The sequence below is a fragment of the Paraburkholderia sp. BR14374 genome, assembly GCF_040948685.1.
Taxonomy (GTDB): domain Bacteria; phylum Pseudomonadota; class Gammaproteobacteria; order Burkholderiales; family Burkholderiaceae; genus Paraburkholderia; species Paraburkholderia youngii.
In genome coordinates, this window is record NZ_JBFPKF010000024.1 from 14,452 (window position 1) to 34,592 (window position 20,141).

23 protein-coding genes are annotated in these 20,141 nt (G+C 63.3%); 12 read left to right on the forward strand and 11 right to left on the reverse strand.

Going from position 1 to position 20,141, the window contains the following annotated elements; translation table 11 throughout:
* Nucleotides 1-39 precede the first annotated feature (39 nt).
* The 3 genes from AB3X86_RS33085 to AB3X86_RS33095 are packed head-to-tail and all read right to left on the reverse strand — an operon-like array spanning nucleotide 40 to nucleotide 2,582.
* The gene (locus AB3X86_RS33085; protein ID WP_368599210.1) at nucleotides 40-147 is read right to left on the reverse strand and encodes a DUF2474 domain-containing protein; all 108 of its coding nucleotides are present in this window, start codon (nucleotides 145-147) and stop codon (nucleotides 40-42) included.
* A gap of 1 nt (nucleotide 148) precedes the next feature.
* On the reverse strand, nucleotides 149-1,165 hold the full coding sequence (gene cydB, locus AB3X86_RS33090) for a cytochrome d ubiquinol oxidase subunit II (RefSeq protein WP_368599211.1): 1,017 nt from the start codon (nucleotides 1,163-1,165) through the stop codon (nucleotides 149-151).
* Nucleotides 1,146-2,582 (reverse strand): cytochrome ubiquinol oxidase subunit I, encoded by a 1,437-nt coding sequence (locus AB3X86_RS33095; protein ID WP_368599212.1) that lies wholly within the window; start codon nucleotides 2,580-2,582, stop codon nucleotides 1,146-1,148. Before AB3X86_RS33095 ends, cydB begins: the two co-directional genes overlap by 20 nt.
* Nucleotides 2,583-2,720: 138 nt before the next feature.
* Between AB3X86_RS33095 and AB3X86_RS33100 the strand changes: the two genes are divergently transcribed.
* Together AB3X86_RS33100 and AB3X86_RS33105 are read left to right on the forward strand one after the other, a co-directional pair.
* Complete coding sequence (locus AB3X86_RS33100) at nucleotides 2,721-4,538, forward strand: HAD hydrolase family protein (RefSeq protein ID WP_368599213.1); 1,818 nt, start codon at nucleotides 2,721-2,723, stop codon at nucleotides 4,536-4,538.
* A 101-nt stretch (nucleotides 4,539-4,639) separates the two neighbouring features.
* On the forward strand, nucleotides 4,640-4,927 hold the full coding sequence (locus AB3X86_RS33105) for a hypothetical protein (protein ID WP_176380489.1): 288 nt from the start codon (nucleotides 4,640-4,642) through the stop codon (nucleotides 4,925-4,927).
* Between the two features lie 31 nt (nucleotides 4,928-4,958).
* Here AB3X86_RS33105 and AB3X86_RS33110 read toward each other — a convergent pair whose 3' ends face one another.
* From AB3X86_RS33110 to AB3X86_RS33125, 4 genes are all read right to left on the reverse strand, one after another.
* A complete protein-coding gene (locus tag AB3X86_RS33110) occupies nucleotides 4,959-5,558 on the reverse strand; it encodes a hemerythrin domain-containing protein (RefSeq protein WP_368599214.1) in 600 nt (199 codons plus the stop codon).
* Nucleotides 5,559-5,645: 87 nt separating this feature from the next.
* On the reverse strand, nucleotides 5,646-5,969 hold the full coding sequence (locus AB3X86_RS33115) for a hypothetical protein (RefSeq protein ID WP_368599215.1): 324 nt from the start codon (nucleotides 5,967-5,969) through the stop codon (nucleotides 5,646-5,648).
* A 43-nt stretch (nucleotides 5,970-6,012) separates the two neighbouring features.
* Entirely contained in the window at nucleotides 6,013-6,270 is a 258-nt protein-coding gene (locus tag AB3X86_RS33120; protein WP_368599216.1) for a hypothetical protein, read from the reverse strand.
* 86 nt (nucleotides 6,271-6,356) lie between these two features.
* Complete coding sequence (locus AB3X86_RS33125) at nucleotides 6,357-6,554, reverse strand: hypothetical protein (protein WP_368599217.1); 198 nt, start codon at nucleotides 6,552-6,554, stop codon at nucleotides 6,357-6,359.
* A 412-nt stretch (nucleotides 6,555-6,966) separates the two neighbouring features.
* Here AB3X86_RS33125 and AB3X86_RS33130 point away from each other — a divergent pair, with 412 nt between their 5' ends.
* Entirely contained in the window at nucleotides 6,967-7,092 is a 126-nt protein-coding gene (locus tag AB3X86_RS33130; RefSeq protein ID WP_265102377.1) for a hypothetical protein, read from the forward strand.
* 27 nt (nucleotides 7,093-7,119) lie between these two features.
* On the opposite strand, the gene AB3X86_RS33135 is transcribed toward AB3X86_RS33130, so the two are convergent.
* The gene (locus tag AB3X86_RS33135; protein ID WP_368599218.1) at nucleotides 7,120-8,004 is read right to left on the reverse strand and encodes a manganese catalase family protein; all 885 of its coding nucleotides are present in this window, start codon (nucleotides 8,002-8,004) and stop codon (nucleotides 7,120-7,122) included.
* 1 nt (nucleotide 8,005) lies between these two features.
* Between AB3X86_RS33135 and AB3X86_RS33140 the strand changes: the two genes are divergently transcribed.
* Complete coding sequence (locus tag AB3X86_RS33140) at nucleotides 8,006-8,308, forward strand: hypothetical protein (RefSeq protein ID WP_368599219.1); 303 nt, start codon at nucleotides 8,006-8,008, stop codon at nucleotides 8,306-8,308.
* A 78-nt stretch (nucleotides 8,309-8,386) separates the two neighbouring features.
* On the forward strand, nucleotides 8,387-9,601 hold the full coding sequence (gene hmpA / locus AB3X86_RS33145) for an NO-inducible flavohemoprotein (protein WP_368599220.1): 1,215 nt from the start codon (nucleotides 8,387-8,389) through the stop codon (nucleotides 9,599-9,601).
* A gap of 268 nt (nucleotides 9,602-9,869) precedes the next feature.
* Here the strand turns inward: hmpA and AB3X86_RS33150 are convergent, their stop codons facing one another.
* The 3 genes from AB3X86_RS33150 to AB3X86_RS33160 all read right to left on the reverse strand — a co-directional run bounded on the left by AB3X86_RS33150 (nucleotide 9,870) and on the right by AB3X86_RS33160 (nucleotide 13,421).
* Nucleotides 9,870-10,385, reverse strand: coding sequence for a hypothetical protein (locus AB3X86_RS33150; protein WP_368599221.1), 516 nt, complete (start codon nucleotides 10,383-10,385; stop codon nucleotides 9,870-9,872).
* 153 nt (nucleotides 10,386-10,538) lie between these two features.
* Nucleotides 10,539-12,266, reverse strand: coding sequence for a tannase/feruloyl esterase family alpha/beta hydrolase (locus AB3X86_RS33155; RefSeq protein WP_368599222.1), 1,728 nt, complete (start codon nucleotides 12,264-12,266; stop codon nucleotides 10,539-10,541).
* A gap of 12 nt (nucleotides 12,267-12,278) precedes the next feature.
* A complete protein-coding gene (locus AB3X86_RS33160; protein WP_368599223.1) occupies nucleotides 12,279-13,421 on the reverse strand; it encodes a porin in 1,143 nt (380 codons plus the stop codon).
* 550 nt (nucleotides 13,422-13,971) lie between these two features.
* Here AB3X86_RS33160 and AB3X86_RS33165 point away from each other — a divergent pair.
* The 7 genes from AB3X86_RS33165 (at nucleotide 13,972) to sufU (ending at nucleotide 20,134) form a co-directional block, all read left to right on the forward strand.
* Nucleotides 13,972-14,289, forward strand: coding sequence for a hypothetical protein (locus AB3X86_RS33165; RefSeq protein WP_368599224.1), 318 nt, complete (start codon nucleotides 13,972-13,974; stop codon nucleotides 14,287-14,289).
* Between the two features lie 275 nt (nucleotides 14,290-14,564).
* Nucleotides 14,565-14,717, forward strand: coding sequence for a hypothetical protein (locus tag AB3X86_RS33170; protein ID WP_368599225.1), 153 nt, complete (start codon nucleotides 14,565-14,567; stop codon nucleotides 14,715-14,717).
* A gap of 107 nt (nucleotides 14,718-14,824) precedes the next feature.
* A complete protein-coding gene (gene sufB / locus AB3X86_RS33175; protein ID WP_368599226.1) occupies nucleotides 14,825-16,273 on the forward strand; it encodes a Fe-S cluster assembly protein SufB in 1,449 nt (482 codons plus the stop codon).
* A 14-nt stretch (nucleotides 16,274-16,287) separates the two neighbouring features.
* Nucleotides 16,288-17,070 carry a Fe-S cluster assembly ATPase SufC gene (gene sufC, locus AB3X86_RS33180; RefSeq protein ID WP_368599227.1) on the forward strand — a complete coding sequence of 261 codons (783 nt, stop codon included), beginning with the start codon at nucleotides 16,288-16,290 and terminating at the stop codon, nucleotides 17,068-17,070.
* 42 nt (nucleotides 17,071-17,112) lie between these two features.
* The gene (sufD, locus tag AB3X86_RS33185) at nucleotides 17,113-18,438 is read left to right on the forward strand and encodes a Fe-S cluster assembly protein SufD (protein WP_368599228.1); all 1,326 of its coding nucleotides are present in this window, start codon (nucleotides 17,113-17,115) and stop codon (nucleotides 18,436-18,438) included.
* Nucleotides 18,435-19,688: a SufS family cysteine desulfurase gene (locus AB3X86_RS33190; RefSeq protein ID WP_368599229.1), complete on the forward strand. Its 1,254-nt coding sequence runs from the start codon at nucleotides 18,435-18,437 to the stop codon at nucleotides 19,686-19,688. The genes sufD and AB3X86_RS33190 overlap by 4 nt, the downstream gene beginning before the upstream one ends.
* A complete protein-coding gene (gene sufU, locus AB3X86_RS33195) occupies nucleotides 19,685-20,134 on the forward strand; it encodes a Fe-S cluster assembly sulfur transfer protein SufU (protein ID WP_176111685.1) in 450 nt (149 codons plus the stop codon). The genes AB3X86_RS33190 and sufU overlap by 4 nt, the downstream gene beginning before the upstream one ends.
* The last annotated feature ends 7 nt before the right edge of the window (nucleotides 20,135-20,141 follow it).

A 20,141-nucleotide genomic window follows, 5' to 3' on the forward strand; every position in this document is an offset into this window, starting at 1 on the left:
AATCACGCTGCAAGCGCACACTGCAAGCGCGCGCCACGCTCAATGCGTGGCCGCGCGCAGCAGAAGCTTCAACACACCCGCCGCCGTCGCGACCGCGACGACGCCGGCGAGCCACAGGCCGGCGAACCACGCAAGGCGGCGCCACACGTCAGTGGTACCCCTCGCCCGCGCGCATCTTTCCCTTGAACACCGAGTACGCATACACGGTATAGCCGAGAATCATCGGCACCGTGATCGCGGCGCCGACCAGCAGAAACAGCAGGCTCGCATGCGGCGCTGCCGCCGCGCGGAACGAAATCGACGGTGGCACGAGGTTCGGATAAAGACTGATCAGGAGCCCCGCGTAGCACAGCACGAAGATGCCGTACGCAAACAGCAGCGGCAACAGATGGCGGCGCGCAGACAGGCTGCGGAAAAATCCGAAGGCCAGCAGAACGACCAGCACCGGTACCCAGGCGGTGAACAGCAGATCCGGCCAACGGAACCAGCGCGCCGTCAGCGAGTTGGGCAGCATCGGCGTCCATAGCGTGACCACCACGATCAGCGCGAGCACGGCGACGGCCATCGTGCGCGCGTGTCGCCGGCAACGCTCGTGCAACGGTCCTTCGGTGCGCCAGATCAGCCAGCACGAGCCGAGCAGCGTGTAACCGGCCATCACCGCGAGACCGCACAGGACCGTGAAGCCGGTCAGCCAGTCCCACCAGCCGCCCACATACGAGAACCCCGAGACCTCGATACCTTGCAGCAGGCCGCCGAGCACGAGCCCCTGGCACAGCGCCGCGAGCGCCGAGCCGCCGAAGAACGCGGCGTCCCACCATGCGCGGCCGCGACCTATCGCGCGAAAGCGGAATTCGAAAGCGACGCCGCGGAACACCAGCGCGAGCAGCATCGCGATGATCGGCGGATAGAGCGCCGGCAGAATCACCCCGTAGGCAAGCGGAAACACCGCGAACAAGCCGCCGCCGCCGAGCACGAGCCACGTCTCGTTGCCGTCCCATACCGGTGCGATCGAATTCACCATCACGTCGCGGTCGTCGCGGTGGTGCTCGACCGCGAACAGGATGCCGACGCCGAGATCGAAGCCGTCGAGCAGCACGTATGCGAGCACCGCGAACGCGAGGATCGCGGCCCATACCAAAGCGAGATCAAACGTGCCTGTCGTCATCGGCGTGACTCCCCGGAGTTGATGGGACGGACGGTGCCTGTGCTGGGCCCGGTGCGATGCCGGCGCTGCGATGCGGCTTGTCCTTCGCGGGGCCGGGCGTGTCGAGCGTGGGCGTCGCCGCCATCAGCCGGAACAGAAAGACCACGGCTGCGCCGAACACGATCGCGTACACCACGCCGAAGCTCGCGAGCGATACCGCGACGCCGGGCGCGGCGATCGGTGACACGCTGTCGGCCGTGCGCAGCAGACCGTACACCGTGTACGGCTGCCGGCCGACTTCGGTGACGGTCCAGCCGCACAGCAACGCGATCAGACCAGCCGGGCCCATCGCGACCATGATCCGCTGCATCCAGCGCGCTTCGTACAGGGTCCTTCGATAGCGCAACGCGAGACTGCCCAGTCCGAGCAGCGCCATCAGGATGCCGAGTCCGACCATCACGCGAAATGCCCAGAACACGACCGGCGAGAACGGGCGCTCGGACGGCGGGAACGATTTGAGGCCGGCGATCGAGCCGTCCCAGGTGTGCGTCAGAATCAGCGCGCCGAGATGCGGTATTTCGAGCGCATAGTCGGTCGTCTCCGTGCGCATGTTCGGGAACCCGAACAGAATCAACGGCTGACCGGGACGCGCGAGCCAGTCGCCTTCGAGCGCGGCGATTTTGGCCGGCTGGTGCTTGAGCGTGTTGATACCGTGCTGGTCGCCGACCACCATCTGGATCGGCGCGACGATGCAGGCCATCCATAGCGCCATCGACACCATCAGGCGCGCGCAGACATTGCGCGAATCGCCGAGCAGATGCCAGGCGCCGACCGCGCCGACGACGAACGCGACGCTCAGATACGCGGCCAGCACCATGTGTACGAGCCGGAACGGGAATGACGGATTGAAGATGATGCGCATCCAGTCGGCCGGAAAGAAGCGTCCGTCGACGATCGCATAGCCCTGCGGCGTCTGCATCCATGAATTGACGGCGAGAATCCAGAACGCGCTCATTAGCGTGCCGATCGCGACGAGCACGGTCGCGAGAAAGTGCAGACGCGGGCCGACGCGTTTCATGCCGAACAGCATCACGCCCAGAAATCCCGACTCGAGAAAGAAAGCGGTCAGCACTTCGTAGCCCATCAGCGGCCCGACGATCGGACCCGCGCGAAACGCGAAGCCCGCCCAGTTGGTGCCGAACTGATACGACATCACGAGCCCCGACACGACGCCGATGCCGAACACGACCGCGAAAATCGTCAGCCAGTAGCGGTAGACGGCGAGATATACGGGCTTGTGGGTGACGAGCCATGCGCTTTCGAGCACGGCGAGGTAGCTCGCGAGACCGATCGACAGCGCCGGAAAGATGATGTGGAAAGCAATCGTGAAGCCGAATTGCATTCGCGCGAGGGTCACGGCATCGATGGGAATGGACATCAGGGTTCCTCGGGGCAGGCTGGCGGCGGCTCCGCTGCTTCGACACGACCCGCAGCAAGCCCCATACCGTTGGGCGCGGGTCGCGAGGTATAGCGCTTGCTGAACGGACCCATGAATCGATCGAAGGAGTCGTGCACCATGCGATTTTTTGCGCTCGCGACCGACTACGACAACACGCTCGCCACCGACGGCCAGGTCGCCGATTCGACGTGGGCCGCGCTCGAACGCCTGCGCGCGTCGGGCCGTTACGCGATTCTCGTCAGCGGACGCGAGCTCGACGACCTGCTCGCGATCTGCCCGCGCATCGAGCTGTTTTCGCGCGTGGTCGCGGAAAACGGCGGCGTGCTGTATTGCCCGGCCGATGGCGCGCGCCGTCTGCTCGCACCCGCACCGCCGGAGAATTTCGTCGCGGAGTTACGGCGGCGCGCACCCAACGCTTTCAGTGTCAGCCAGACGTTGGTCGCGACGATGAAGCCCCATGAGCATGTCGCGCTCGATGTGATTCGCGACCTCGGGCTCGAATTGCGGATCATCTTCAACGGCGACGCGGTGATGATCGTGGCGCCGGGCGTGTCGAAGGCGAGCGGTCTGAGCGCGGCGCTCGCAGATCTCGAACTGTCGCCGCTGAACGTGGCCGGTATCGGCGACGCGGAAAACGACCATGCGCTGCTCGACGCGTGCGGCCTCGCGGCGGCTGTCGCGAACGCGTTGCCGGAGTTGCAGAAGCACGCCGATATCGTGACGGGCGGCGTGGCGGGCACGGGCGTCGCCGAACTGATCGACGCACTCGTCGCCGACGATTTGCGCAGCATCGCCGATGCGTCGCCGCGCAATCGCATCGTGCTCGGCCCTCGCTGTGATGCGCCGGACAGCGAGCCGCTGTCGTTGCCCGCGTACGGCAGCGTCGTGCTGCTCGTCGGTGAATCGGGCTGCGGAAAGTCCACCGCGACGGCGGGCCTGCTCGAACGGCTCGCGGGCGCGGGCTGCCAGATGTGCATCGTCGATCCTGAAGGCGACTATGACAATGACGATGCGACCGTCGTGCTCGGCGATGCGGGCAATGCACCGTCGATCGACGAGGCGATGCAGTTGCTGCGCCGTCCGGCGCGGCCCGCCATCGCGCTCAATCTGCTGCGGGTGCCGCCGTCGGATCGGCCGCTGTTCTGCGCGAATCTGCTGTTGCAGGTGCAGCGTCTGCGCACGCGCACCGGGCGGCCGCACTGGCTCGTGTTCGAAGAGGCGCATCACGTGTTTCCCGCGCAATGGGCCGGCGCGAACCAGGCGATTCCGGATGCGCTGGAAACGGCGCTCGCGGTCACCGTGTCGCCGGAGCAGTTATCGCCGGTGTTGCTGCAGCAGGTCGGCACGGTGCTCGCGATGGGCGACGGCGCGCATGCGGCCTTGCAGCGCTTTGCTGCGGCAAGTGGACGTGAGCCGCCAGCGTCGAGCGGCGACGGGGCGCAACTTGCCAAAGGCGACGCGCTGTTATGGCGCGTCAGCGCCGCCGCGCCGCCGCAGCTCGTGCGGCTCGAGCCCGGTCGCAAGGAAAAGCGCCGGCATCGTCGCAAGTACGCTGAGGGGCTGCTGATTCCCGAGCGCAGCTTTTACTTTCGCGGCGAGCACAACGCGCTTAACCTGCGCGCGCACAACCTCGTGCTGTTCGTCGAGATTGCCGAGGGTGTCGATGCGGCGACATGGCAGTTTCATCGCCAGCGTGGCGACTATTCGCGCTGGTTCGAACAGCAGATCGGCGACACGGATCTGGCCGACGAAGCACGCGGCATCGAGCAGGACAGCGCGCTCGATGCCGCGCAAAGCCTCGCGCGCATCCGCGCGGCGATCCACGCGCGTTACACCCAACCGGAGAATCCTTCGCTGCCCGCGGTGTTGACAGGCTCGCCGCAAAGTCGCGACGAGCCCCATCCGCGTCGGTCCGACACGGATCAGCGGCCGTGAGGCGGGGATTGCAACGCGACGCGCGCGCGGTCCGCGCCAGGCACGCGCAATGCGCATCTCCGCTCAAAACGGTCCGATGCAACGGACCGAAGGAGCCGAACATGCGTGTGCAGGCGATAGAGATGGCCGACTTCCTCGTAAGCTGGACCGTCATCAGGGATTCGGAAGGTGCTTTCCAATGGATCGTGCTCGTGACCGAGCGGGGCGGGGGACATGGCACGGTCTTCGAGCGACGCGGGACGTGTGGCCACGTGTCGTGGGGCGACGCGCAGGACATCGCGGCCGAGAATGCGCGCCGCGTCGCGGCCACGCTCGTCGACCCGGGCACGCTCGACAAGACGAAACAGCGGCGCGCGCGGACGCCGGCGGCGCCCGGCGCGAATCGTTGATGCCCGCTTGCGCCAGTCGTTCCCGCATCCGCTACTCATATTGACGCTGCGTCCGTGCCGCGCGACGCGACCTCGGCAGGCTGCGCCGCAACGCGAGCAATAAGGTCGATCCCAGCAGCAGCGTGGCGATCGGAAACGTGCCCGCCGCGTTCATTGCAATGTTCATCGGACGCTCTCCGAGCAACTGCATCCGGCGGCGCGTCATCGCGGCGCCGAGCGACTGCAGTTCGTTTTTCAGCACGCGCTCGGCGTCGGGCAGCAGGATGGTTTCCTCGTCGGCGACGTGATGGGCGACTTCGCGGATCAGTTGAAGAAACAGCCCGTCGTACGCGGCGTTTTCGGGGCCCATTGCGCGCAGCTTTGCGATCGTCGCGCGCATCTCGTTGTGCTCGGAACGACTTTTCGTCAGTGTCTCGTCGTTGCCCAGCGCGCGGTCTAGCGCCGGGTAGAAAATTTCTTCCTCCAGTTGCGCGTGGATTTCCAGCGCATCGCACACGCCGTTGACGATCGCGCGTTTTCGCCACCACGGCGTGGACGCGTGGTATCGGTGCGAAGCGGCGAGCACGTGCATATGGTCGAGGCGGATCATCGACGTAATCGACGGCGACAACGATGAGGCGTCATTGGACATGGCGTTTCTCCACGGAAAGGGTGCTCGCGGATACCGCATGCGCCATTCCTGATGCCCCACAATGGGTCAATCGTGCGCCAGCGCCCGCTAGCGGAGCTCTTTGCTGCTCGAAAGTGCGCTCAAGGCGGAGTCCGTGGCATCCGCCGCATGGGCGAACAGATCGTCGACGATTCGGCGCGCCGCGCTATATCCGCCCATCAACGCATCGGCCTCGGTGTCGAATGGCCGTCCGCCGGCAATGTCGAAGCGCAGCGGCGAGAACGTGGCAACCGCGGCACCCGCCTGATAGATGTGAACCACCGCCGCATAGCGCGTGCGTACCGCCGCGCGCCCGGCGGGGCGCAATGTGAAATCCGCCTCGACAGTTACCTCGATCGTGAACCCGTGGTATTCGTAGGTCCGCATCATCATGTCCTTCGTCGCCTAAGTGTGTGATCGCGCCGGCGCACGCCGATCATGCACGACGGCCACGGCGCTCGCTGCGTGCTTCGAGCGTGGCGAGCCGCGCTAGCAGCAGGCGCGCTTGCGGTTGCAGCGCCGGCGGCAGTTCGGCAGTGGCCTCGATGCGCGCGCGCCAGTAAGCGGGCGTTGCAACTACCGTGCCCTGCCAGTCGAGGCAGTCGCGTTTAACGAGTTGTTCGAGGCGCTGGACCATCGTGCTGATGTGCTTCAGTTCGTTGGCGGCGTCGTTATAGTTACGCGCGGCATTCACAGGTTGTCTCCGATTTGTTGTTAGTCGTTGTCGTGAGTCAGCGTTTCGACCATACCGCGTCGCTCGCTCGGCGCGCCTGTACCGCCTCAACGTTTTCGCATCAGGGTCTGGAGCAACGATTCGCCGTGGTTCGTCACGCGCGGACGATGCGCGCCTGACGGTGTGCTTTCGAGCGCGACCAGTTGGCGCTCGAGCAGCGCGTTGAATTCTTCGCGCTCTATATCGGTGTACTCCGGCGATGCCTTCACCAGCATCAAAACCGCAAATTCATGAGGGCTCAGCATGGTCTTTCCTTGAGCGGTCAATTTTTCACGGAACGTACGTTTCTCGCGTTGTCGACAGTAAGTCGTACCGGTCTGTCGACGTGTCGGAAAACGCCGGAATCAGCATACGCCGGCAACCGCAAGAAGGTGCATAGAGGCGTATGTCCGAAACTCGGACGTTGCGGACAGCCATGCTGGGACGGGCGGCCCCGCCTTCGCGCGAATTCGAAGAAACCCTTTCGCGACCGATTTGGCGTAGTGTAGTCAATGTGAATGGCGGTTGAAGGAGGGCGCAATGCCTGACGTTCGACGAGGCTGCCCTCGCGCCATCGATGCGCGGGAGCGCGAAAATTCCGCGAGGTGCGATCCGAATCGCGACGCGGCGCGCGCTGCGAAAAACCGTCGCGCGGCGGCGCTGCGCACAGCGCTCGTCATGACATTCGCGATCGCCGCGACGGCCGCGTGCGCGACGCCGCCCGAACCCGGCACCGCGCAGCCTTCGGGTCAACCGACCTGCAACGTGGCCGGCAAGTTCTGCAACACGTTTTTCGGACCTTGACGATACCTGCGGCAGCGCCTTGAGCGATCACCCGCCCTGGTTGCTGCGCGGGACTTCGCTGCCTATTTCGGCACCGGTCGTCGGATCGCTCGACGGGTCGGAGCGCAGACGCGTGGCCATCGCAGTCACGGCGGTTTCCTGTTGCGCTTCGAGTCCCACCGACGCACTTCCGTCGCCGCCATCCACCGCCGGTTCACCGGTCCGTATCGTGAGACCGGTGCCGCTGTTCCACGGTGTGTTGATCACTGCTCCGTCGTGCGACATCTTGTAGTAGACGCTCGCGAATTCCTGTCTCGGCGGCAGCTTGCCCGGCGGGAAACTCGGCGTGATCGCATACAGCGCCTTCTCGAACGACTTCTGATGCGCGACTTCGCGGGTCATCAGAAAGCCGAGCGCCTCGCGCACGCCGGCATCGTCGGTGACGTTGATCAGCCGTTCATAGATGATCTTCGCGCGCGCTTCGGCCGCGATGTTCGAGCGCAGGTCCGCGGTCGGCTCGCCGATCGTGTCGATGTACGCGGCACTCCACGGGACGCCGCCGGAGTTCGTCAGCGGCGGCCCGCCGCCGTATAGCACCTGCGTAAGGTGGCTGTCGTTGCCCGCGCCGTTGAGCTTGCGATACAGCTCGGCTTGCTGCTCGACCGCTTCGGCGAGTTCCCCCTTCGCGCCGCGATTCAACATCGCGACGATCGAGCCGATGATCTCGAGATGGCTCAGCTCTTCGGTGGCGATGTCGAACAGCATGTCCTTGCGCCCGGGGTCTTCTTCCGCAACGGCCTGCGTGAAGTAGCGCATCGCGGCGGCAAGTTCGCCTTGCGGACCGCCGAACTGCTCCAGCATCAGGTTCGCGAGCCCGGGATTGGTCATGCCGACGCGAACCGTGTATTGCAGCCTTTTGTTGTGCATGAACATCGTGACCTCCATTGGAGTTGGCACTTGGGTCTTCCATCCGCCGTGCCACGCGTGCGGAGCGCCGTTCGTCGCGAGCGGCGCGTGGATCGCCTCGCATGCAGCGTTCCTAGCCGGCTCGCATCGCGTCATCAGCCGGCCCGCGATGGCGTGCGCGGCGGCCGATATCGCCTACCTCGTGCGCGGGCTGTGCGTCATCGGCGTGTCCGTGGCCTTCGGGATATGGACAGCCGGCATCGGTTTGAGCAGCATGGTCGCCTGGATAGGCTTGAAGCAGCGGGCGAATGCCCCGGGAACTTGCATGTGAGCGAGGCACTCGACTCAGGTAGTCGCGCTGCTGCGCGCACGAGCGAGGTAACCAGTCGTCCTACTGCAGGAGGAAAAAATGCTGACGCAGAAAACCAAGGACATCGTAAAAGCGACGGCCCCGGTTCTGGCCGCGCACGGCTATACGATCATTCAACGTTTCTACAGACGGCTCTTCGAAGCGCATCCCGAACTGAAAAACGTTTTCAACATGGCGCATCAGGAGCAGGGGCAGCAGCAGGAAGCGCTCGCGCGCGCCGTGTACGCGTACGCCGAGAACATCGAGGACCCCGGCAGTCTCGCCGCGGTGCTGCGCAATATCGCCAACAAGCACGCGAGCCTCGGCGTGAAAGCGGAGCACTATCCGATCGTCGGCGAACATCTGCTCGGCGCGATCAAGGACGTGCTCGGCGACGCCGCGACCGACGACATCATCTCCGCGTGGGCGCAGGCATACGGCAATCTCGCGGACGTGCTGATGGGCATGGAGTCCGAATTGCGCGAAACGCGCGCGGCGCAGCTAGGCGGCTGGACCGGATGGCGCACGTTCGTCGTCAAGGAGAAGCGGCCCGAGAGCAGCGTGATCACGTCGTTCATTCTCGAACCGAAGGACGGACAGCCGGTCGCCAACTTCGAGCCCGGACAGTACATCGGCATTGCCGTCGATGTGCCCGCGCTCGGCCTGCAGCAGATCCGGCAATACAGTTTGTCGGACGTGCCGAATGGCCATAGCTATCGGATCTCGGTCAAGCGCGAGAGCGGCGAGGCGGGGCGGCCGGCGGGCTATGTGTCCTCGCTGCTGCACGATCACGTGAACGTCGGCGACGAGGTGAAGCTGGCAGCGCCATACGGCACGTTCTACATCGATGTCCATGCGAAGACGCCGATCGTACTGATCAGCGGCGGCGTCGGTCTGACGCCGATGGTCAGCATGTTGAAGCGCGCGATTCAGGACCCGCAGCGGCGCGTGGTGTTCATTCATGGTGCACGCAACGGCGCGGTGCACGCGATGCGCGACCGTCTGCAGCAGACCGCCGCCACCCAGCCCAACTTCCGCGCGATCGTGTTCTATGACGCGCCGCTCGATACCGACGTGCAGGGCCGCGACTACGACAACGCCGGTTTCATCGACCTCGGCAAGCTGCGCGACGAGATCCTGTTGCCCGACGCCGACTACTACATCTGCGGTCCGGTTCCATTCATGCGGCTACAGCACGACGCATTGAAAAACCTGGACATTCACGAGTCGAAGATTCACTACGAGGTGTTCGGACCGGATCTGTTCGCTGAATGACGCATACGGCGAGTTCCGCGCAACGGCTGCCGCGGAAGCGTCAAGCGGGAATGCAGTTACCAAGACGGGGAGCGCGGCATGAGGGTGCGCGACCGCGTTTCGCGCAGAGAACTGTCCGCGACGCAGGGCTTACGGACAGACTGCGGTGCGGACCTGTTTCCTATACTCGATTTGTCCTCCGCTTGGACTCGTGGGGACAGCGTTCTCAAATGCGCTTGTGGCGACCATGCCGGTCAAAGGCTGGTCGCTTTTTTTGCGCGCGCAGTCTTCATCGATCCGGCCGCCGCAGCAGCGCGGCCGCGAGCAGGCCGGCGCCGAGCAGCAGGTAGACGTTGCCGAGCGAGCGACGCGACAGGTGCGCCTCGAATCCCGGCGTGAGCCGGTTGGGCACCACCTTGTAGTCGACCACATACGCGCTTGCCACCGTCGCGGCGGCGGCTAGCGCGGCGGCGCCGGGCCGTCGTGACGGGACAGGGCCGGCCATCCGGTCAACGAGTTGCTCGAACAGGAATGCCCAGAAGATGGCGGCCGCCTGATGGATCGCGAAGCCGGTCACCGTATGGCGGATGCTGAAGCCGCGTTCGCGCAACGCGCGTTGCGGCCACACGGAGTGGGTAACCGCATTGATCGGCGCGAGCGGGCTGCCCGATGCGTCCGCGGATGCCGCCGAGGCCGTCGCCGCCGACAGGCACCCGGACAACAGCCCCGATGGGACGGCCCGGCGTAGCGTCGCACGGATGGCCTGATACCACGGCGTACCGATTTTGTACTCGCGCATTTTCATGGCAGCGCTCCAGTGCGGGGCGCGCAAACGCACGCCCGATGATCGCGGACAGACGTATGCGCAAGGAGCAGCATGGCGCGTTCCGCACGGACGGGACAGCGCATCGGCCGGGGCCGACTGCGCCGATTCCCTCGCCAGGTCAGAGTCAGTGCCTTAGCTGCATGTGAAACTACTCGCCGAGTTCACGTCTCCACTCGTGTAGCGGGCCACCTTCGGATAGGCGCACAGCGGACGCGTGCGCCCGGCACCCCAGCTAGTCGGCACTTCGCTATTCGGAATCGCGTTGCTGGTGTCGCGAGCCGTTGCGATGACCTGGTTCGGTGCTTGCCCTTGCTCGACCCATGCCACCATGGGCGTCAGCATGTCGAACTGATCGGCCGTCGGACCGCCGCTGCAGTGGTTCATCCCTGCTACCGTGAAGAGCCGCGCGAAATTGCTTGCGTCTCCGCCACTAGCCGTCGATAGGCGCTGATACCAGTCGGTCGTATCGTTCGACGAGAACACCGGATCGCTCGTTCCGTGATAGACGATCAACTTCGCGCCCCGGCTGCGCAGACCGCTCAGATCGGTCTCGTTCGGCGGGGTCATGAATGACCACGAAGACTCGGAATAGACCCCGCTCGTGGCGAAGATCTTCGGCGCATCATTGTCCATGCTGAAGTTCAGACCGTAGGCACCCATCGAACCGAGGACCGAAGCGCTTTGCGGCGGCGACGTGAACACGAAGGCTGCCGCGGCCGGATCAAGGCTGATGGAATTGCCTTGCTTCCACGCGGCCCAGCCTGATCCGTTGATACCGACGTCATACGGAAAGCTCGCATAGAGCGCCGTGCCGGCGCTGTTTTTCGCCCCGGAGAAAATATTTCCAACCGCCTGCTTTTGAGCCGCCGTAAGACAGCTGCCGTCGCGCCCATTGCTCGAACACGTCGGTACGTCGGTGGCCAGATTGAAGTTCGCCTGGCACGCTTTGATGTCCTGGACCATCCCGTCCGCTACACCATCGAGCGAATCACACTTCGCGATGATCTTCGATGCGATCAGCTGCCTTTCAGTGGTCGTCAAGCCGGTGGTGATATCGGCAATGCCGGACGAGGTCGTCGCGGTCGCGACGGTAGCGAGCTGTTGCGCGCTCCACAACTCCCCGATCGCTGCCTTTGGCAAATGAAAGCCGGGGTCACCGGCAATGATGCCGTCGTAATCCGCGAAAGATCTGGCTGCCGCCACCATCGCATGACGGCCGCCGTTCGAGCAGCCTTCGAAGTAGCTGCGGTCGGGGCCCTTGCCATAGGCCAACCTGATCACCTGCTTGGCCATCGGCGTGAGCGTAGCGACGGCGTTATAGCCATAGTCGAGACGCGCCTGGGGATCGAGACCGAACAACGGGTTTTGCGACCCGGAATGACCTGCATCCGAACTGATCACGGCGAACCCCATGTTCAGCGCGTTGTTCAGCGGGCCCCCGCCACTGAGCACCCCCGTCGCCGGCGTCACATTGCCGTCGAGACCACCGTTGGCCTGATAGAAAAAGCGGCCATTCCACGCAATTGGCAGCCGCATTTCAAAACCGATCGCATAAGTCCGGCCGTCAACGGCGCTCGTGCGTTGATTCATTTTTCCTTCGATCACGCAATGTTCGGGGACGGACTTTCCCGCCACCGTGAGCGTTCCGGCCGGCACGTCGGTGACGGAGGTGAAGGTCGTGTTGGCAAACGTCAACCTGGCGGCGAGCGCGGCGCAGTCTCCCGACAGCGTCGCGGGTTGTGCGGCGGAGAGCCGAGGCAATTGCGTCGCACTGGTGGAGAGGGAGTCGGAACCGCCGCCGCAAGCCGCCAGCATCGCGGACACGGCCGATACGCACACAGCAATTGAAGTTCGTTTCATTTTCGACCCGTATCAGAACATGTGTTTGATGCCGACCATCACGCCCGTTTGACCCATGCCCGCGCCCGGCGTGGTCCCGCTACCGCCGCCGCTGACCGAGTAGCGCGCCTTCGCACTGTTCGCCAGATACGCTGCCTGCGCGTAGACCGACGAACGCTTGCTCAGCAGATAGGTGGTGCGTAACGTTCCCATCGTGGCGCGGGTATCGTGGTCGCTATTGATGATGCGAAACACTTCGCCATCGAGGAGGAATGCAGGCGTGACCATGTACGAAGCGCCGAGGAAGAACAGGTCCGAACGGATATTGGGCACGCTCGGCGACTGGGTCACTACGCGGCGTCCAATCCAACCGGCGCCGATCTTCGCGCCTGCATATTGTGCATAGGCGCTCAGTTGCGTACGGGCGTCCTTGTCCGCGGCGTTGATCAGCGGTGTCGGCGCAACGCCGTCGAAGAAGTTGGCGGCTGCTGTCGCGCCGCCTCGTTGCTCCTCGTACGACGCGGCAGCGCCGAAATATTGCGAGTCGTACTTGAGCATTGCGGACCAGTCGCGGCATTCCGTGGCGTGGCCTGGAACGGAGCCGGTACAGGTTCCCTGTCCCGGCGAGTTGCCGGTACCCGCAGCGTCCCGTCCGAATGAATAACCCACGCCCAACGTAAAGCCTTTGTACGAGCCGAGATAGGTGATCGAGTTGTCGGTGCGCGCGTTGGGCACATAGGCATCCAGCGAGCCCATGCCGTAAATGTCCGGACCGATGATGTCGGCGCCCTGGACCGCGAGATAGGTCATCGTGTACTGACGGCCGAACGCGAGCGTCCCATACGGGCTCTTCACGCCGATGAACGCCTGGCGTCCAAACAGCCTGCCGCCCTGTCCGGAACTGCCATCGCGCAGGTTGAAGCCGCTTTCGAGAGTGAACACGGCGCTGTAGCCGCCGCCGAGATCTTCGTTGCCACGCAGCCCCCAGCGCGATGGGAACTCTCCGGTAACGGATGGCATGCGAACGACGCTGTCGCCCTTCGCGTTCGCGTGCGAGACATACTCGATCCCTGTGTCAACGATGCCGTACAACGTGACGCTCGATTGCGCCGAGGCTCCTGCGCTCAGCGCGCAGAGCGCACCGAACATGACGACGTGAGTCGACTTCAAATGCATGTGATATCTCCGGACCTGTTGTTTGCTTTTTTTGTTGAGCTGCGGTTGTGGATCTTGGGTACGACCTGGTCTTTCGCTCCGAGCCGGCGCAGCGGCCTGAGCGCGGCAATTAAATATCAGGTAGGCTGATATTAAGGTTAAAATTAAACGCGTTCTGAAAACGCGCCCGTCCGTCCTTCGTGATGTTTCGTATTTGATATCAGGTACCCTGACAACGCAAGCGCGAAGTATTCGGTAGATTCCCCTAGTTCGACGGTGTCTTACATTCCAGCGCCCCGATGGACCCGCACAACTCTGCGTCCGAGTAAGCTTTTAGTCCGTTGGTAGCGCGTTTGTGCTGCGTTCGCGCCTATCTTCCATCTCGTAGAGTTGGAGCGGGAATGCGGGATGCGGCGGCCACGGAGCGCCAGGCCGGAAGTGAGGGCGCAAGCTTGCGGGGGAATTTCGGCACTGACGCGGGTATTTTTGCTGGCCGTTTCGTGGACGCTGGAGTTATACAAACAACACACGAATCGGCTTAGGCCCAGTAAGGAGCAAACAGGATGTTGCCATGAGTAATTTGACTACTAGCGTCGCACGACGCGTCGTATTTGCCATTGCGGGGTTCTGGGTGTACAGCGGCGCCGCCAGCGCTGCTTGCCCGGCATACGTGGAACTGTCTTCCGGCACGGTCTTCGATCTGGCGAAGCTGATTGCAGACAATGGGTCACCGTCGGCGGCGCTGGAAAAAGCTCGCGCCGATCTGGCGCAAGTGAGCCGCGCCGGTGAATGTTCAGCGATCGAGCACACCCGTCGTCACGCAGAGTGCGTGGAAATCGTCGAAGCGACCCACAGAGCAGTAGCTGCTTTGGAACGTTGTTCCCGGTAATTCGCCTCGACGCGTGATCCGGTCCGAGCACCGGCATTCGACTACGCTACGGTCCGGCGCACTGCGCTTGTCTGGTGTCAAAGATCAGAAGACACCTTCGCGGGAGTTCAAGCTCGGCAATCGTCATACCTCGACGCAAGCCGCGACAAGGCCGAGTTGACGACAGCAGCGAGAACGTACACGCGCAGTGATGTCTTTCTTTTATCAGCGGCGGCGCGGTGTTAGGGTTGAATGTGAAACCAGACCAGACAGGTACGGTTCGCGGAGGCTTAATCATGTTGCGCATGAGCACGCTTGCCGACTATGTCACGGTGATCACGATCACAATGGCACGCGATCCGGACACCGTGGAGAGTATTGGCAGCCTCGCCGAAGCAAGGGTATCCGCTATTGGCTACGGCAGTCGCCAGGCGGATCACGCTGTTTGACGCAATTGAAGCCGTCAGGACAGCCCGCCAGCGGCTACGCACACGTGATTCCGTGATCGCCCCAAGCGCACGATCCGGCCGCCGCAACGCTGAAAGCGGAGGTCTGTATGAGTTCAAGTGTATCGAGAATCGACGAGCTGATCCGGAGCGAATACCGGCACGGATTCGTGACCGATGTAAAGTCGGATACGTTGCCGCGCGGTGTGTCTGAAGATGTCATCCGCCTGATTTCAGCAAAGAAGAATGAACCCGACTTCATGCTCGCCTGGCGCCTCTCGGCCTACCGGCACTGGCTCACGATGAACGAACCGCATTGGGCATCGGTTGAGCACCCGCCTATCGACTATCAGGACATTGCGTATTATTCGGCGCCGATTGCTCCGAAGGATCGCCCGAAGAGTCTGCAGGATGTCGATCCGGAACTGCTGCGCACATACGAGAAACTCGGCGTTCCGCTGGAGGAGCGCGAGATGCTCGCGGGCGTCGCCGTGGATGCGGTGTTCGACAGCGTGTCGGTCGCGACGACGTTTCGTGAAAAGCTTGGCGCGCTCGGCATCGTGTTCTGTCCGTTTTCGGAAGCGGTGCAGACTCATCCCGAACTGGTGCGGCAATACCTCGGCTCAGTGGTGCCGCATACCGACAACTTTTTCGCTGCGCTGAACTCCGCGGTTTTTAGCGACGGGTCGTTCTGCTATATCCCACCGGGCGTGCGTTGCCCGATCGAACTTTCCACGTATTTCCGCATCAACGCGCAGAACACGGGACAGTTCGAGCGAACGCTGATCATCGCGGACAAGGGAGCCTACGTCAGTTATCTGGAGGGTTGTACCGCGCCGATGCGTGACGAGAACCAGTTGCATGCTGCAGTGGTGGAACTGGTCGCGCTGGAGGGTGCGCAAATCCGCTACTCGACGGTGCAGAACTGGTATCCGGGCGATGCGCACGGGCGCGGCGGCATCTATAACTTCGTGACCAAGCGTGGCGATTGCCGTGAAGCGGACTCGAAGATTTCGTGGACGCAGGTCGAAACTGGCTCCGCCATCACGTGGAAATACCCGAGCGTGATCCTGCAAGGCGACAACGCAGTCGGCGAATTCTATTCGGTGGCGCTCACCAACAACTATCAGCAGGCCGACACCGGCACGAAGATGACGCATCTGGGTCGCAATACGCGCAGCACTATCCTGTCGAAGGGCATTTCCGCCGGCCACGGCAGGAACGCCTATCGTGGGCTCGTGAAAATTGCCCGCTCGGCGGAGGACGCGCGCAACTACACACAGTGCGATTCGCTGCTGCTCGGCGATCGCTGCAGTGCCCTCACGGTTCCCTATATCGAGGTGAAAAACCCGACCGCGAAGGTCGAGCACGAGGCATCGACATCGCGCATCGGCGAGGACCAGCTCTTCTATTGCCGACAGCGAGGCCTTTCGGAGGAAGAAGCGGTGTCGATGATCGTCAACGGATTTTGCAGGGAGGTCCTCAAGGAGCTGCCCATGGAGTTCGCCGTCGAAGCACAAAAGCTGCTCGGCGTAAGTCTTGAAGGCAGCACGGGCTGACAGGGACAACGGTCATGCTAGAAATCAGCAAACTGAGCGTTGAAGCAGAAGGCAAGCCGATTCTGCGCGGGGTCGATCTGTGTGTGAACGCGGGCGAGGTGCACGCCATCATGGGCCCGAACGGTTCGGGCAAGAGCACGCTTGCCAACGTGCTGGCGGGCCACCAGCAATACCGCGTAACAGGTGGCAGCGTCCAGTATGCGGGCCGTGACCTGCTCTCGCTGGCGCCGGAAGAGCGCGCACGCGAAGGGCTTTTTCTCGCGTTTCAATACCCTGTCGAAATACCGGGTGTCAGCAACGTGTATCTGCTGAAGGCCGCGTTGAATGCACAGCGCACGCACCGCGGCGACCCCGAACTGGACGCAATGGAATTCCTGCAACTGGTGAAGGAGAAAATGGCGCTCATGCAGATGGACGAAAGCCTGCTGCATCGCGCGGTCAACGAAGGGTTTTCAGGGGGTGAGAAAAAGCGCAACGAGGTGCTGCAGATGGCGGTGCTGGAGCCGCGCCTCGCGATTCTCGACGAAACCGATTCGGGGCTCGATATCGATGCGTTGCAAGTGGTTGCGCGAGGCGTCAATCGGATGCGCGATGCGGACCGCGCAATCGTCCTGGTGACGCACTACCAGCGCTTGCTCGAATACGTCGTGCCCGATTGCGTGCACGTGCTTTCAAAGGGGCGTATTGCGAAATCCGGAACGCGCGAGCTGGCACTTGAACTGGAGCGCAAGGGTTATGGATGGCTCGATGGCGATGCGCCGAACGGGCCGGATTCTGGGCCACCTAACCCGTACTGACACGAGGCGGTCATACGTGATATCGCGAGGAGTAGACGTCAAATGAATGAACCGACGCTCGAGTACCTCCATCAGGCTTTCCAGACCCTGTCGAGTACGCTGCCCGGCGCGGAACTTCCGTGGTTGCGCTGCGCGAGGCGCCAGGCGTTCGAAAAATTCGAAGGGCTTGGCTTTCCCACAACTCGGCTCGAAGACTGGAAGTACACGAATGTGGCGACCATCGCGAAGCGGTCATGGCATTTCACGTCGCGGCGCAGCGACAACCTGGATGTGGAGCGCATCGTCGACGATCTCGTGCCCTACGGGACAGCGGGTCGGCTCGTGTTCGTCAACGGCCGCCATATGCCGAAGCTGTCGCGCATGCCGCCTTTGCCGGACGGCGCATTTGTCGGCAGTCTCACGCGTGCCATTCGTGAGATACCGGAGCGGCTGAAAGCCGTCATTGCGCATCAGGCAGCGCCCGATGGCTTCGCGGCCCTGAACACGGCGTTCCTGAGCGACGGTTACGTGGTCCTGCTGCCGCCGGACTGTGCGATCGATGCGCCGCTCGTCATGCTGTTCCTAACCGACGAAGCCGGCCTCGCGATACATCCGTTCAACACAGTACTGGCGGACGGGCGCTCGCGGTGCTCGATCGTCGAGCAGTTTGCCGGTTTCTCCGACGACGCGTATCTGGTCAATTCCGTCACGAGGATCGTGGCGGGCGACGAGGCCGACGTGCAGCATTGCCGCGTCCACCATGAAGCACGCAGCGCGTTCCATATTGCGCATGTCGACGTCTCGCAACAGCGGGCGAGCCGCTTCACGTCGCACTCGTTCGCATTCGGTGGGGCACTCTCGCGTACGCAGATCGACACACGGCTGCAGGCCGCCGATGCCCGCGCCGAACTGAACGGGCTGTATCTCGCGAGCGCGAGGCAGCATGTCGATCATCACACGCGCATCGATCACGAGAAACCGCACGGAACGAGCCGCGAGCACTACCGCGGGGTGCTCGACGGTGCGTCACATGGCGTATTCAACGGCAACGTGGTCGTGCATCGTCACGCGCAGCAGACCGACACGCATCAGTCGAACTTCAATCTTCTGTTGTCGCGCGATGCGCAGATCGACACGAAGCCGCAACTGGAGATCCACGCCGACGACGTCAAGTGCACGCATGGCGCAACCGTTGGCCAGCTTGACGAGAACCAGCTGTTCTATCTGCGCTCACGCGGCATCGACGAGCGCGTGGCGCGGGCTTTGCTCATCTGGGCGTTTGCCCGCAGCAGTCTGGAGCACGTGCGTATCGAGGCGGTGCGCGACCGACTGACGCAAATGCTGCTCGCGCGCACGCCGGAAGGTGAGCGCATTCGGGGACTGGTATGAAACCGATCGAACCTGTGATGATCCCGGACGACGAGACGGTGGCGCGTTGGCGAAGCGACTTCCCGATTTTCCGCGAGCTCATACACGGCAATCCACTGGTGTATCTCGACAACGGCGCGACTACCCAGAAACCCTCGGCCGTGATCGACGCGCAGCGCGACTACTACGAGCATGCAAACGCGAACGTACATCGCGGCGTGCACGAGTTGTCGCAGCGCGCCACGGACGCGTACGAAGGTGCGCGCGAACGGATTGCGCGCTTCATCAATGCGGCGCGCGCGGAGGAAATCGTCTACGTGCGCGGCACGACGGAAGCGATCAACCTGGTTGCGCAGAGCTATGTGCGTCCTCTTGCGAAGCCCGGCGACGAGATCCTGATCAGCGCGATGGAACATCACTCGAACATCGTGCCGTGGCAACTCGTATGCGAGCAGACGGGCGCGGTGTTGAAGGTCGTGCCGATCGATGACTGCGGCGCGCTCGATCTCGATGCCTACCGGCAGATGATCGGCGAGCGTACGCGCATCGTGGCGATCACGCATGTATCGAACGCGCTCGGTACGATCAACCCGGTCGCGCGGATGATCGAGGCCGCGCACGCGCGCGACGTGCCTGTCCTGATCGACGGCGCGCAGGCGGTTGCACATCTGCCTGTCGACGTGCGCGCGCTCGATTGCGATTTCTATGCGTTCTCCGGGCACAAGGTGTATGGACCGACGGGAATCGGCGTGCTGTACGCCAAGGCGGACAGACTGGAAGCGATGCCGCCGTGGCAGGGCGGTGGCGACATGATCCGCTCGGTGACGTTCGACAAGACCATTTATAACGCCATTCCCTGGAAGTTCGAGGCGGGCACACCAGACATTAGCGGGGCGATTGCGCTCGCGGTGGCGCTCGACTATGTGAATGCAATCGGCAGCGAAACGATCGGCGCACATGAGGCCGGGCTGCTCGCGTATGCGACCGATGCAATGCGTGCGATGCCACATCTGCGGCTGATCGGTACCGCAACCGAAAAGGCGGCCATTCTGTCGTTCGTGCTCGACCACGTGCATGCACACGACGTCGGTACGATTCTCGATCAGTACGGCGTCGCGGTGCGCGCCGGCCATCATTGCGCGATGCCCGTCATGCAGCGCTTCGGCGTGCCGGCAACCGTGCGCGCGTCATTCGCGCTGTACAACACGCGAGCCGACGTGGAGGCGCTCGTCAAGGCAATGGCGCACGTGCAGGAGGTATTTGGGCAATGAGCAGTCTGCGCGACCTGTACCAGGAAGTGATTTTCGACCACTACCGGAGACCGAGAAACCGTCACCGGCTGCCGGATGCCAATCGCAAGGCGGAGGGCTATAACCCGTTGTGCGGAGATCGCATCACGCTGTATCTGCGCATCGAGGATGGCGTCGTGGCGGACGTTGGGTTCGAGGGTGTAGGTTGTGCAATCGCCATTGCATCGGCATCGCTGATGACCGAAGCGCTCAAGGGGCGCACGGAATCGGAAATGGAGGCGCTCTTCGGGGCGTTTCACGACATGATGATGACGGCGCCGCCAGCGGACGCGTCTTCGCACCTCGGCAAGCTCGCGGTGTTCTCGGGTGTACGGGAATTTCCGGCGCGCGTGAAGTGCGCGACGCTCGCATGGCACACGCTCCATGCGGCGCTGCATGACGAGTGCGGCACCATCTCGACGGAATGATTAGTGG